Source organism: Niastella sp. (genome assembly GCF_045805085.1).
Classification (GTDB): Bacteria; Bacteroidota; Bacteroidia; order Chitinophagales; family Chitinophagaceae; genus Niastella.
Genome location: NZ_JBJMLX010000065.1, coordinates 1 through 12,029, shown reverse-complemented (window position 1 = coordinate 12,029; position 12,029 = coordinate 1). Strand labels below are relative to the sequence as shown.

The 12,029-nt window shown below is 42.6% G+C and carries 14 protein-coding genes and 5 tRNA genes; 5 read left to right on the top strand and 14 right to left on the bottom strand.

What is annotated here, in order from left to right; all coding sequences use genetic code 11:
- Window positions 1–70: 70 nt before the first annotated feature.
- From rplJ to rplK, 3 genes are all read right to left on the bottom strand, one after another.
- The gene (rplJ, locus tag ACJ751_RS02800) at window positions 71–613 is read right to left on the bottom strand and encodes a 50S ribosomal protein L10 (RefSeq protein ID WP_407743851.1); all 543 of its coding nucleotides are present in this window, start codon (window positions 611–613) and stop codon (window positions 71–73) included.
- A gap of 70 nt (window positions 614–683) precedes the next feature.
- A complete protein-coding gene (gene rplA / locus ACJ751_RS02795) occupies window positions 684–1,379 on the bottom strand; it encodes a 50S ribosomal protein L1 (protein WP_407743850.1) in 696 nt (231 codons plus the stop codon).
- 45 nt (window positions 1,380–1,424) lie between these two features.
- Window positions 1,425–1,868, bottom strand: coding sequence for a 50S ribosomal protein L11 (gene rplK, locus ACJ751_RS02790; protein ID WP_014221090.1), 444 nt, complete (start codon window positions 1,866–1,868; stop codon window positions 1,425–1,427).
- Between rplK and ACJ751_RS02785 the strand changes: the two genes are divergently transcribed.
- Together ACJ751_RS02785 and ACJ751_RS02780 are read left to right on the top strand one after the other, a co-directional pair.
- A complete protein-coding gene (locus ACJ751_RS02785; protein WP_407743849.1) occupies window positions 1,867–2,175 on the top strand; it encodes a hypothetical protein in 309 nt (102 codons plus the stop codon). The two genes, rplK and ACJ751_RS02785, sit on opposite strands and share 2 nt — an antisense overlap.
- An 821-nt stretch (window positions 2,176–2,996) precedes the next feature.
- Window positions 2,997–3,551 carry a hypothetical protein gene (locus ACJ751_RS02780; RefSeq protein ID WP_407743848.1) on the top strand — a complete coding sequence of 185 codons (555 nt, stop codon included), beginning with the start codon at window positions 2,997–2,999 and terminating at the stop codon, window positions 3,549–3,551.
- 177 nt (window positions 3,552–3,728) lie between these two features.
- Here the strand turns inward: ACJ751_RS02780 and nusG are convergent, their stop codons facing one another.
- From nusG to rpsU, 11 genes are all read right to left on the bottom strand, one after another.
- Window positions 3,729–4,295 carry a transcription termination/antitermination protein NusG gene (gene nusG, locus ACJ751_RS02775; RefSeq protein WP_407743847.1) on the bottom strand — a complete coding sequence of 189 codons (567 nt, stop codon included), beginning with the start codon at window positions 4,293–4,295 and terminating at the stop codon, window positions 3,729–3,731.
- A 2-nt stretch (window positions 4,296–4,297) separates the two neighbouring features.
- Window positions 4,298–4,489: a preprotein translocase subunit SecE gene (secE, locus tag ACJ751_RS02770; protein WP_407743846.1), complete on the bottom strand. Its 192-nt coding sequence runs from the start codon at window positions 4,487–4,489 to the stop codon at window positions 4,298–4,300.
- A 28-nt stretch (window positions 4,490–4,517) separates the two neighbouring features.
- Window positions 4,518–4,588, bottom strand: a tRNA-Trp gene (locus ACJ751_RS02765).
- Between the two features lie 96 nt (window positions 4,589–4,684).
- Window positions 4,685–5,872 carry an elongation factor Tu gene (tuf, locus tag ACJ751_RS02760; RefSeq protein ID WP_407743845.1) on the bottom strand — a complete coding sequence of 396 codons (1,188 nt, stop codon included), beginning with the start codon at window positions 5,870–5,872 and terminating at the stop codon, window positions 4,685–4,687.
- Window positions 5,873–6,183: 311 nt separating this feature from the next.
- Window positions 6,184–6,255: transfer RNA gene (locus tag ACJ751_RS02755), tRNA-Thr, on the bottom strand.
- Between the two features lie 37 nt (window positions 6,256–6,292).
- Window positions 6,293–6,365: transfer RNA gene (locus tag ACJ751_RS02750), tRNA-Gly, on the bottom strand.
- 101 nt (window positions 6,366–6,466) lie between these two features.
- Window positions 6,467–6,549 (bottom strand) — tRNA-Tyr (locus ACJ751_RS02745).
- A 36-nt stretch (window positions 6,550–6,585) separates the two neighbouring features.
- Window positions 6,586–6,658: transfer RNA gene (locus ACJ751_RS02740), tRNA-Thr, on the bottom strand.
- A 362-nt stretch (window positions 6,659–7,020) separates the two neighbouring features.
- Window positions 7,021–7,320 carry an HPF/RaiA family ribosome-associated protein gene (locus ACJ751_RS02735; protein ID WP_407743844.1) on the bottom strand — a complete coding sequence of 100 codons (300 nt, stop codon included), beginning with the start codon at window positions 7,318–7,320 and terminating at the stop codon, window positions 7,021–7,023.
- 321 nt (window positions 7,321–7,641) lie between these two features.
- Window positions 7,642–8,556: a tyrosine-type recombinase/integrase gene (locus tag ACJ751_RS02730; protein WP_407743843.1), complete on the bottom strand. Its 915-nt coding sequence runs from the start codon at window positions 8,554–8,556 to the stop codon at window positions 7,642–7,644.
- A 94-nt stretch (window positions 8,557–8,650) separates the two neighbouring features.
- Window positions 8,651–8,848, bottom strand: coding sequence for a 30S ribosomal protein S21 (gene rpsU / locus ACJ751_RS02725; protein WP_407743842.1), 198 nt, complete (start codon window positions 8,846–8,848; stop codon window positions 8,651–8,653).
- Between the two features lie 96 nt (window positions 8,849–8,944).
- On the opposite strand from rpsU, the gene ACJ751_RS02720 reads away from it, so the two are divergent.
- The 3 genes from ACJ751_RS02720 to ACJ751_RS02710 all read left to right on the top strand — a co-directional run.
- Window positions 8,945–9,535 carry a riboflavin synthase gene (locus ACJ751_RS02720; RefSeq protein WP_407743841.1) on the top strand — a complete coding sequence of 197 codons (591 nt, stop codon included), beginning with the start codon at window positions 8,945–8,947 and terminating at the stop codon, window positions 9,533–9,535.
- A gap of 15 nt (window positions 9,536–9,550) precedes the next feature.
- Complete coding sequence (locus ACJ751_RS02715; RefSeq protein WP_407743840.1) at window positions 9,551–10,279, top strand: glycosyltransferase; 729 nt, start codon at window positions 9,551–9,553, stop codon at window positions 10,277–10,279.
- A partial coding sequence (locus ACJ751_RS02710) for a hypothetical protein (RefSeq protein WP_407743839.1) occupies window positions 10,276–12,029 on the top strand: 1,754 nt, incomplete at its 3' end. The genes ACJ751_RS02715 and ACJ751_RS02710, both read left to right, overlap by 4 nt.

The following is a 12,029-nucleotide window of genomic DNA, read 5'->3' as shown; positions in this document are numbered from 1 at the left end:
GGATGTTTAAAAAAATTTGTTTGAAATAACCCTCAGGCAAGGGTTAATATGTTGAGATTACGATCAGCAATTACTGAGCGCGATCTTCTAATGCTTTGATCAAACCAGCCAGTTTGTTGCCAGCGTTCAGGCCGCTGATAACATTCTTTGCAGGTGATTGCAACAGACCGATGATTTCCCCGATAAGGTCGTTTTTGCTTTTCAGGGTAGTCAGGGTTTGCAATTGATTGTCGCCTACGAACACATCGCCATCGATGAAAGCAGCTTTCAACTCAGGTTTCGTGAAAACATTTTTACCTTTTGTATTGGCAGCACGGAAATCGCTGATGATCAGCGCGGGCTCTTTTGCATTTTCACTGAACATGATGGCAGTAACGCCGTTCAGAGAATCGAACATGCCAGCATACCTTTTTTCGTCCAGGGCTTCCAGCGCCTTGCGAATGAGGGTATTTTTGGCCACTTTCATTTCAATTTTCTTGTTGAAGCATACACGGCGCAGATTAACTACCTGAGCAACCGTTAATGATTCAGTATTGGTAACATAGAAATTGTTGTATTGAGAAAACTTCTCCTTCAATACTTCAATTACTTCATTTTTTTCCTGTTTTGTCATAACGCTAAATTTTTATTGGTTCAACTCATAATCCCGGCTAACCGAAACTACTTCGTCGCGTTATTAAAGTTTAGTTCATTAAAGATTTTGTGTCAACTGCAATAGCCGGACTCATAGAGCTGGCCATGAACACGCTTTTCAGGTAAGTGCCTTTTGCAGAAGAAGGCTTTGCCTTTACGATTGCATCGATCAGCTGGTGGCTGTTCTCAGCAATTTTCTCAGGGCTGAAGCTTACACGGCCGATAGAAGCGTGAATGATACCAGCTTTATCAACCTTGAAGGCGATCTTACCACCTTTCATATCGTTTACAGCTGCAGCTACATCATTGGTAACAGTACCTGTTTTAGGGTTGGGCATCAGGTTACGTGGACCTAAGATCTTACCCAGTTTACCAATTTTAGGCATCACTGAAGGTGTAGCGATGATAACGTCTACGTCAGTCCAGCCACCTTCAATTTTTTGAACAAACTCATCCAGGCCAACAAAATCAGCGCCGGCTGCTTTTGCATCAGCTTCTTTATCGGGCGTACATAAAACCAGTACTTTTTTTGTTTTACCAGTACCATGAGGCAGGATAACGGTACCACGAATAGCCTGATCGGCTTTCTTGGGGTCAACACCCAAACGGATGTGAATGTCTACCGATGCATCAAACTTGGTTGTATTAACAGTTTTCACGATAGAGGAAGCCTCTTTCAGTGAATACACTTTATTTTTATCGACTTTCGCGTCGACTGCTTTTCTTTTTTTAGGAACTCTTGCCATTGTAATTCAGTTTTACGAGCCCCGTCTTACCGGGACAGTGAACAATTAATTTTCCCAGGGAGCTTTACCATCCACGGTAAGACCCATGCTGCGGGCTGTACCAGCCACCATGCGCATAGCACTTTCCAAGGTGAAACAATTCAGGTCGGGCATTTTGTCTTTTGCAATAGCCTCTACCTGGTTCCAGTTCACTTTACCAACCTTATTACGGTTAGGCTCTTTAGAACCGCTTTGCAGTTTAGCAGCTTCCAGCAACTGAACGGCTGCAGGAGGAGTTTTAATTACAAACTCAAACGATTTGTCGCTATAAACGGTAATTAATACGGGAAGTACTTTTCCCATTTTATCCTGCGTGCGGGCGTTGAATTGTTTGCAGAATTCCATGATATTGATACCCTTGGAACCCAGTGCAGGACCTACAGGAGGAGCCGGATTTGCCTGGCCGCCTTTTACCTGTAGCTTTACGAAGCCGGTAATTTCTTTTGCCATGTTTACTGATTTATTGGTTCAAACGATGGTTCGCTTTGCCGGAGGGCTAGGCTACTTGATCTCCCAAATTCCTCTGATCCCATTTTGTAGGGAACTTAAAAGAACTTTCTTTTGGGGACGCAAAGGTAAGATTATTTTTGAAAAAAGCAATTCTTTTTCAAAAGTGAAAAAGTACCCCAAATATACGATGGGGGCCGGTTCCAGTCAAAGTTCCTGGGTTCCTGGTTTCTGGTTTCTGGTTTCAAGATCCAGGCTTCAAGTTTCAGGTTCTGTGTTCTATGTTCCTGTTCGGTTCATAGGTTATTAAGTTCGTAGATTAGATTGGTAGGTTATTGGGTTATTGGGTTCGTGGGTTCATAGGTTCGTAGGTTATTCAGGTCGTTAGTTTGTTAGTTCGAAGTTAAAAGGGTTGAAAAGTTAGCAAGCTGAATAATGACGCGAGGCTGTATCTCCCCTCCACTGGAGTCTCCGGGAAGGCCAAAATTGCCGACGGTTCCCGGCTTAACCTAAACCGGTTCACGTTTGCCGACTTCCTTTGCCCTTGGTCTTTTGCTCCGGGCTTAGCAGGTACCTATTCACTACGGCCTACTGCCCACAGCCTTTCTTATACAACTATCATACAAACCCAACGTTACTTAGACATATGCTACCTTTGCACTTGCTGTTTATCGATCATTGAAGTATTAATGCCGGTTAAACGCTTTATTAATTTCAAGTAACAATAAAGCATACAATAACCAGTGGCCAACAACGCAGCAACGATAGCTTCCATACTGGTATTTACCGGCTTGTTTTAACGGCCAGCCTGCTTGTTCTGCTGGCATTATACCGGCCTGAAACCCGCCACCAATAAGGGTTTTATTGCAATGAAGGGTTTAGGAACAGGTTGTCTGCCTGCATGCTGCCGGTTCATCAGGAACACATCATAATAACTCGTAAATGATGGCCGGAATTTTGCAAGAACATGCATATAATACAGCCTGGTCACCCTGTATAAAGGGCGATCACTGTTAGCAAAAAGGGAGTAGTTTTTTATAATTTGAATTTTTATACGTAGCTTTTGCGTTTAATTAGTAATAACGCTTCTTCTTATAGAAATTAACCAACAACAAAAAACACATCAACACTATGGCCAAAGCAAAGAAAAAAGCAGCAAAAAAAGCCGCACCTAAGAAGGCAGCTAAGAAATCACCGGCCAAAAAAGCGGCTAAGAAAGCCGTGAAGAAGGCTGCAAAAAAAGCTGCCAAGAAAGCTGCTAAAAAAGCCGCTCCTAAGAAAGCTGCAAAGAAAGCAGTGAAAAAAGCAGCCAAGAAAGCCGCTCCTAAAAAAGCAGCAAAAAAGGCCGCTAAGAAAGCAGTGAAAAAAGCAGCGCCTAAAAAGGCCGCTAAGAAAGTTGCTTCAAAAGCTCCCGTTAAAAAGGCAGCTAAAAAAGCAGCACCTAAAAAGAAAAGAGCTGTATCAAAACCAGTTGCTGAATCCGTTCAGGATGAGCCCATCATTATTGCTCCTGTAATGGAAGGGAATGATGACGTTGATACTGATGACAATGATACCGAAGTTGACATTGATGAGGTGGAAATTGAAGTGGAAGGAAACGATGATGACAACGAAAACGTTGAAGAATCTGTTGAAGATGATATGGACGATGAAGATGATGAGGATGAGGAAGACGAGCAGGCATAAGATAATCCAGGTGATCTGCTTCAACCAAAAAGATTAACCTTTCCCGATGCGGAAAGGTTTTTTCTTGCCCAAACGTTTCCGGCCAACCGCTTTTTACCCGCCCTTTTTATTGGGAAATGGGCAAAAAAAAACATCCGCCCTGAGGCAGATGTTTTATAGTATTTTACGAGCGAGGTCTTAACTTAATTTTTCAACCTGCATGTAGTTCAGCTCTACCGGCGTTGAACGGCCGAAGATCTTCACCGTTACTTTCAACTTCTTCTTTTCGTCGTTCACTTCCTCAATGATACCATTAAAGTCGTTGAAAGGTCCTTCTATGATCTTGATGGTTTCACCAACAATAAATGGCTCACTCATGCTCACGCCGCCACTTTCTGCCATTTCATCCATTTTACCGAGCATTTTATTTACCTCGGCCTTACGCAGGGCAATAGGATTTTCCTTACCCAGAAAATGGATCACACTGGTAGTATTCTTAATAGCTTCGCGTAAATCGTCAGAAAGTTTATTTTCCAGCACTTCAATCATTACATAGCCTGGGTAATAGTTTCTTTCACGCATTACCTTTTTGCCATTCTGCACCTTATAAACCTTTTCCACAGGCAGAAACACTTGCTTCACCACCTCGCCCCATCCACCGCGGGAGATCTCTTTGTCAAGGTATTCTTTCACCTTGCGCTCTTTACCGCTCACCACCCGCAGCACATACCATTTAGTTTCTTGTTGTTGAGTAGCTTGTTCCATTATTAAAATAAAGAATAAATAAAATGAAGGGCCGTCTGGGCTGCCAGATCCATAACCCAAACCACTCCGGTGATTAACAAGGTAGCTACCAGCACAATAACTGTAGACTGCTGTAATTGCGTCCACGTCGGCCAGGTCACCTTTTCAACCAATTCCCGGTATGATTCCCTGAGGTAAGTTGATATCTTATTCATATTCAAAGAATTAAGAGAAATAACCAAGCACGGGCACTAGGATTCGAACCCAGATCGAAGGTTTTGGAGACCTCTATTCTACCGTTGAACTATGCCCGTAGAAAGCAAAGTACCTGGAACAAAAAAGGCCCAAGTACTTTGCAAATATACTAAACGCTTACCACTCATAGCCCTTTTTCCGGGCCGATGGGGCGATTATTTCAGGATTTCAGTAACCTGACCAGCACCTACTGTACGGCCACCTTCGCGGATCGCGAATTTCAGACCTTTTTCCATCGCAATAGGTTGGATCAGTTTTACATGCAGGTTGGTGTTATCACCAGGCATTACCATCTCAGTACCGGAAGGTAATTCTACTTCACCGGTAACGTCAGTAGTACGGAAGTAGAACTGAGGACGGTATTTGTTGAAGAATGGAGTGTGACGTCCACCTTCTTCTTTGCTCAGTACGTAAACTTCACCTCTGAACTCAGTGTGAGGAGTGATAGAACCTGGTTTTACGATTACCATACCGCGACGGATATCTTTCTTTTCAATACCGCGTAACAGCAGACCAGCGTTATCACCAGCTTCACCTTCATCCAACAATTTACGGAACATTTCAACACCTGTTACAGTAGAAGTCAATGGTTTTTCAACCAGACCTACGATTTCAACACCTTCACCTACTTTAACACGACCTCTCTCGATACGGCCGGTAGCAACAGTACCACGACCAGTGATTGAGAATACGTCTTCAACTGACATCAGGAATGGTTGGTCAACCGGACGAGGAGGCAGAGGAATGTAAGTATCTACTGCATCCATCAGTTCCAATACACCTTTAACCCATTTTTCTTCACCAGCCAGAGCGCCGGTTGCAGAACCTTTGATGATAGGAGTATTGTCGCCGTCGAAACCGTAGAAGCTTAACAGCTCGCGGATTTCCATTTCAACCAGCTCCAGTAACTCTGGATCATCAACCAGGTCAACTTTATTCATGAATACCACCATACGGGGAACGCCTACCTGACGTGCAAGCAGAATGTGTTCTTTTGTCTGGGGCATAGGACCATCTGTAGCAGCCACAACCAGAATAGCACCATCCATCTGTGCAGCACCAGTGATCATGTTCTTCACATAGTCAGCGTGACCAGGGCAATCCACGTGTGCATAGTGACGATTCGCAGTTTGATATTCCACGTGCGCGGTGTTGATTGTGATACCACGCTCTTTTTCTTCAGGAGCTGCGTCGATTTCGTCATATTTTTTTGCTGTCGCCAAACCTGACTTAGCCAGGATAGTAGTAATGGCGGCAGTTAAAGTGGTTTTACCGTGGTCAATGTGACCGATAGTACCAACGTTAACGTGAGGTTTATCCCTCTTGAAAGTCTCTTTTGACATCGTTATCTGTTTTTAGTTGTGGTGTTTATAATTTATTAAAACGCATCCTTTATACTCCTTGCGAAGAAAAAGGATTTTATGTAACCAGCACCGGAAAGCCTATGAAGCTTCCGTTGCGTCGCACACTTCATCTTTAGTTCTATACTCAGCCAATCTCCTCTTTCCGGTACCCTCCGGTCAGCAGCCGATATAGTGTAATTCAAAAATCTTATGAGCCGTTAGTGAGAATCGAACTCAGGCGACCTTCCCGACCACGGTCGGGATGCTCTACCCTGAGCTACAATTTTCATCAGCATTTCAAAAATCTTATGAGCCGTTAGTGAGAATCGAACTCACGACCTCTTCCCTACCAAGGAAGTGCTCTACCACTGAGCTACAACGGCTGATAGGTTTCTGAGGCTAAAAACCTAAAACCCAAAGAGCGGAAGACGAGGTTCGAACCCGCGACCTACAGCTTGGAAGGCTGTCGCTCTACCAACTGAGCTACTTCCGCATTTTAATGAGCCAATTAGCCAAAAGCTAATTTCCCATTGAAAAAGAACTTAACACGAATTTGCCCGCCTTTTCCGCCAGCTGGCGGATCGGCGGGCGATGTGGGCAGGAGAGGAGTCGAACCTCTGAAGTCGAAAGACAGCGGATTTACAGTCCGCCCCATTTGGCCACTCTGGAACCTGCCCGGATAAAATCAAATTTAAATACAACGTGAATTGTTGAGCCACTTGTCGGAGTCGAACCAACGACCTACTGATTACAAATCAGTTGCTCTACCAACTGAGCTAAAGTGGCGTATTCTATCAAAAAACTTTCAATTTCCTCCTCAAAACACCCGGCAAATTAATTGAAACTCAACCCGGTGCAGTGCTTCTCTCGCCTCATTTTCGTACCCTCTATTTTTTGAGGGATGGCAAAGGTAGGAGAATTTGTGTAACGGAAAAATTTTGATGAAGTTTTTTTTTCTAGTTTTCAACGATTTGCAAAATCTTTCAGGTAACACCGTTATGCAGTTGCAAAAGTGACGCTTTACCCGGAATTTTCAATGAAAAATTGAACCCTTTCTCGCAGGGACATAAAAAAACCTCCCCAAGGGGGAGGTTTTAGAAGGTGAACTAAGGTATAATTTCTGAAATAATAATTTGGGCGATCACAACTCAGGCAGCTTGTTTTTCCTTTTGTCTCTTCACCTGATTAACCAACGATTCCAAAGCATTTTCAAATGACTCTTCAAAAGACTTGGAACTTGATTTTACAAAAAACTGGTGGCGTGGGACCTGTACTCTTATTTCTGCGATTTTGTCTTTAATTGTATGTACCACATTATCCAACTTCAGGTATACGTCAACCTTGATAATGCGGTCGTGAAAGGTATTAATTTTTTGAAGTTTACGATTAACATATTCGATCAATTTTGCATCAGGAGTAAACCGCACAGACTGAATGTTTACGTTCATAACAATCGCATTTTAACAGTGAAACAATATTTATACAATAAATGAAAGATCTGATTTTTAAATACCACCATTATATTGAGTGAGAGTATAGAGTGAGGTGGTTAACATGAGGATTTTTATCTTCTACATAAGCTCAATATTTAAGCTCTATGAAGATAATACAACGAGTGTGTATTACCAAATAAAAATGCCCTGCATTTGTCAAAAAAAATGGGCTTTACTACACCAAAACCTTTATCGGTTTATTAGCATTTCTTTAGCATGGGGAAACAAACAATTACTATCATCCTGCAACATGATCTTCGTTAGTAAAATTGTCATTTACGCCTTGGGATGCGCCTTCTTATAAATGTCCTTTAACTTCTCAATGGTATTGTGGGTATATATCTGAGTAGCAGCTAAACTGGAGTGACCTAATAACTCTTTTACCGCATTCAGGTCGGCGCCATTATTGGTTAAATGTGTAGCAAATGTATGTCGTAATACGTGGGGGCTCTTTTTATCAATAGTCGTTACTACATTTAAATACTTCTTTACTGCATCATACACATATTTATCATACAGTTTCCGGCCTTTATCATTCACCAGTAAATACACCCGGTCGGGTTGCTCCAGGGTACGGGCTTTCTGAGCTGTATAATCATTGATCTCTTTGATCAATGCCGGGCTTACCGGTATCACCCGTTCCTTATTCCCCTTCCCTAATACCTTAATGCTGTTGGCGGCCGTATTCACCTGGCTTTCTTTCAGGTTCACCAGTTCCGAGCGCCGCATACCGGTATTATACAATATAGCCAGTATCAGCCTTTCGGTATGCCCGCTCCAGGTATCGGGAAACTCCACATGATTAAACAGGGTTTCTGTATCCTTCTGCTCCACATACACCGGCAAACGTTTGGGCGTTTTAGGCGATATAATGGTAGCCATGGGCGATTGCTCCAACCCACCGGTACGCAGGTGATATTTAAAGAATGATTTTAAAGAAGAGATCTTGCGGTTGATGGTTTTGGCGCTGTTCTTATTTTCTTTCAGCGAAGCCAGCCAGCTGCGTACAAATGAGGGCGCTATTTCCGCAAGCGCCGGCTCCGGCATACTGAACTGCTCGCGCAGGTAGGTAAAAAATTGCTGCAGGTCCTCCTGGTAAGCAATAATAGTGTGGGAAGAATACCTTTTTTCGAACCGCAGGTAGTTCAGAAAGTTATTGACTGTTACTTCGTTATGTTGAGCAGAGGCCATATTGAACCAAAAGATAGGTATAATATCATATACCACAAACAAGAAAAGCCACTTGTTCAGTGGCTATTCTAATATTTTAACAACGAAGTTGTTATTATCCTTCGATCTGTCCGCTGGCGATCTTCTGCTTGTACACAGCTTTCAACACCTGATTGCGACGTACTACCGACGGTTTAATGTAAGACTGACGTCCTCTTAACTGAATCAGAATCTTAGCTTTCTCAAATTTCTTTTTGTACTTTTTGAGCGCTTTGTCGATATTTTCGCAATCTTTTGAATCGATAATCAGCATAATATAATATACCTCCTTTAAGACTTTTTAGGACTGCAAATATAGCCGAATTTTCCAAAATTCACAAAATCCCCTAAAAAACCGACTTTTGCTCCCATGTTTACAGGAATAATTGAAACCATCGGCCGGGTAGAAGAAGTTATAGCTACAGGCACTAATAAAACCTTCTGGATCTCTTCTCCCCTCTCCCATGAACTGAAAGTTGACCAAAGTATTTCCCATAACGGCGTGTGCCTCACGGTAGAAGCCTTGCAAGACAGCCGCCACCGGGTAACCGCCATTGCCGAAACGCTTCAAAAAAGCAACATCGGGCACTGGCAAAAAGGCGACCTGGTAAACCTCGAACGCTGTATGATCATGAATGGCCGGCTCGATGGCCATATTGTTCAGGGGCATGTTGATACCACGGCCACCTGTATTGAAAGAAAAGAACTGGATGGCAGCTGGGAGTTCAGGTTCCGCTTTCCCGACCAATTCACCAACCTGGTTATTGAAAAAGGGTCCATCAGCCTGAACGGCATCAGCCTTACCATTTTCAATGTCTCAGCAAACGAGTTCTCTGTGGCCATCATTCCCTATACGTTTGAACACACCAATATCAAAAACTTACAACTATCAGCCGGCGTTAATATCGAATTTGATATGATGGGTAAATATGTAAACAGGATATTATCGCTTAATAAATAGAATACCCGTCAGCATATGCCAAAAGTCAGCATCATAATCCCATGCTTTAATGAAGAACGCAGATTGAAAAAGGAACCCTTTTTACAGTTCTTACATTCAGGGGCCGATGTGGTTTTACTCTTTGTCAATGATGGCAGTACCGACAACACCCTTCTTTTACTGGAAGAAATCAAAAAAATAAGCCCGGCAAACACCGTAATCCTGTCATATGCCGAAAATAAAGGCAAGGCCCATGCAGTGTTTAAAGGCATGGAGCATGCGCTTTATCACAACGATTCCGCCTACATAGGTTATTTGGATGCAGACCTGTCGACCAGTCTGGATGATTTTTTACAACTTGCGGTTATAGCTGAACAGAAGCAGGCAGATTACGTTTTCGGTTCCAGAATTAAAATGCTCAATCACATCATCACCAGGTCGGGCCTGCGGCACTTTTGTGGAAGAGTGCTTACCACCATTATCGATACACGTTATCAGTTGGCCATTTATGATACCCAGTGCGGCGCTAAATTATTTACTCCTGCCATAATAAAAATCATAACCCCAACGCCGTTTAAAACCAGGTGGCTTTTTGATGTTGAAATATTTCTCCGCATCCGCGAAACACGCAAGCCGTTAAAAGGACTTGAAATTCCTTTACCCCAATGGACCGATCCGGGAAACTCAAAAATTTCCCTTTTGTCTATTCCCAGTGTATGTGGCGAATTACTGCAATTAATAAAACATTATAAAAGACCTAAATGAACGAACTGAAATCTTTTCAGCCTGCTTATTCGCGCAAAAAAGACCTGTTCACATTGCTGATCCTGCTTATTATATGTTTGATAACCTACTGGCCACTCACCTTTCATGTGTTTAGCCTGAAGAATGATGCCATCATTTATTTTCTTCCTGTCAGATACCAGGTGAGCCAAAGCTTTTTCAATGGTTATTTTCCATTTTGGTCCCCCTATTTCAACCTCGGGTATCCCCTGAATGGGGATATGCAAGCGGGTGTATGGAACCCTATAGTGCAATTGTTCTCTCTTTTTGGCCCCTATACACTGTATACATTACAAATTGAAACTCTGCTCTATATTTACCTGGGTGGCGTTGGTATGTATTACCTGTTACGTCATTTCTCCATTCACCCATTGGTGAACCTGTTATGCGCCACGGCCTATATGTTATGTGGGTTTAACAGTGATGCCGGTCAGTATTTGCTGTGGATAAGCGGCTCGGCTTTTTTACCGGTTGTTTTCCTTTTTTATTACAGGTTACTTCAGTCCCCCACCCTATATACTTCGTTGTTGTTCTCTTTTTTCTTCTGGTTATTATTTTCAACTGCTAATCCCGGAGAATTTATCATTACTACGTATATGCTGGCAGCAATGCTGCTGGCTAAAACAGTTGGGGTGCCAAAAGATACCAGGGTGCGGTTTATAAGAAAGATGGCTGGTTTGCATGTCGTTGCCGTCCTACTTTTTGTTTGTCTTGCCCTACCGGCCATCCTGTCTTATATACCTTATCTTCCACGCACCGAGAGAGGATCAGGAGCCACCTATGAAGAGGCCATGAGCAATCCCCTGCATCCGGCACTTACTGTCGCATATGTTGCACCGTTGAGTGTTTTTGATAAAACTGTATTTAAGATAACCGATCCCATTGAAAGAAACTCCTGGTTTGGGTTATTCACATTTGTTTTCTTTCTTTCAGGAATGCTGTTTAAAACTTCCAAAAGAAGTATCAGACTTTTGAAGTATGCCTTTATCATCACCTTTATACTAAGTTTGGGAGAATGGGGTTTATTAAGAGCGGTGGCATATTACACCCTGCCATTGATGAATACCTTCAGGCATCCTGCCATGTTTAAATTGTACAGTATTTTTTTTGGCATTCTGCTGGCAGCCTTTTATCTACAGCAACAGGTTCAGCAAACAACAGCTTCCCAAAAGCACAGAACAATATTCCATGTTCTTGTTTTTATTATTGCAGGGCTTGCGGTGTTGGGATTTATAAACAGCGGAAACATTTATCAGGCTATTCACCTCGCTATAAAAAATTCCACCAACGAAAGCAGGGTTGCCATCCTGTTAAACACATTTAAAAACGCCCTGTCGTTCTATAACCTGTTGGTACTAAGTATAATCATCCAGCTGCCATTCCTATTCCTTTTTTACCGGTTCGCCATTCAAAAATTCGAGCTCAAAAAAATTGTTTACACAGGAATAGTAAACTGTATGATATATGCAGGCATTTTTACCTTTTTTACTATTGTAAAAAAAGACAGTGCCAAAAGCATACAGGCAGTTATAAACGCACATACCTATAAGGATTATCCTATCCCTTCTTTGACCGCCTCCCTTCAGCAAAACAGTGAAGATGGAATGAAATATTACAAGGAGATCGGCACCCTGAACATGTATAACAAAAAGATCGGCCGGGTAGGCCAGCGAATTTCTCCCCCCAATTTGTTGATCCAAAACGACTTTTGGGATAATACCGCGTTGCGCAG

Excerpts from the sequence above, each read along its gene's own strand:
- ACJ751_RS02735 (WP_407743844.1), bottom strand. The coding sequence starts at position 7,320 with ATGAACGTAAACATTCAGTCTGTGCGGTTTACTCCTGATGCAAAATTG.
- rplA (WP_407743850.1), bottom strand. The coding sequence starts at position 1,379 with ATGGCAAGAGTTCCTAAAAAAAGAAAAGCAGTCGACGCGAAAGTCGAT.
- ACJ751_RS02785 (WP_407743849.1), top strand. The coding sequence starts at position 1,867 with ATGTTTACTGATTTATTGGTTCAAACGATGGTTCGCTTTGCCGGAGGG.
- ACJ751_RS02715 (WP_407743840.1), top strand. The coding sequence starts at position 9,551 with ATGCCAAAAGTCAGCATCATAATCCCATGCTTTAATGAAGAACGCAGA.
- secE (WP_407743846.1), bottom strand. The coding sequence starts at position 4,489 with ATGAATAAGATATCAACTTACCTCAGGGAATCATACCGGGAATTGGTT.
- rplK (WP_014221090.1), bottom strand. The coding sequence starts at position 1,868 with ATGGCAAAAGAAATTACCGGCTTCGTAAAGCTACAGGTAAAAGGCGGC.
- ACJ751_RS02730 (WP_407743843.1), bottom strand. The coding sequence starts at position 8,556 with ATGGCCTCTGCTCAACATAACGAAGTAACAGTCAATAACTTTCTGAAC.
- ACJ751_RS02720 (WP_407743841.1), top strand. The coding sequence starts at position 8,945 with ATGTTTACAGGAATAATTGAAACCATCGGCCGGGTAGAAGAAGTTATA.
- rpsU (WP_407743842.1), bottom strand. The coding sequence starts at position 8,848 with ATGCTGATTATCGATTCAAAAGATTGCGAAAATATCGACAAAGCGCTC.
- tuf (WP_407743845.1), bottom strand. The coding sequence starts at position 5,872 with ATGTCAAAAGAGACTTTCAAGAGGGATAAACCTCACGTTAACGTTGGT.
- ACJ751_RS02780 (WP_407743848.1), top strand. The coding sequence starts at position 2,997 with ATGGCCAAAGCAAAGAAAAAAGCAGCAAAAAAAGCCGCACCTAAGAAG.
- nusG (WP_407743847.1), bottom strand. The coding sequence starts at position 4,295 with ATGGAACAAGCTACTCAACAACAAGAAACTAAATGGTATGTGCTGCGG.
- rplJ (WP_407743851.1), bottom strand. The coding sequence starts at position 613 with ATGACAAAACAGGAAAAAAATGAAGTAATTGAAGTATTGAAGGAGAAG.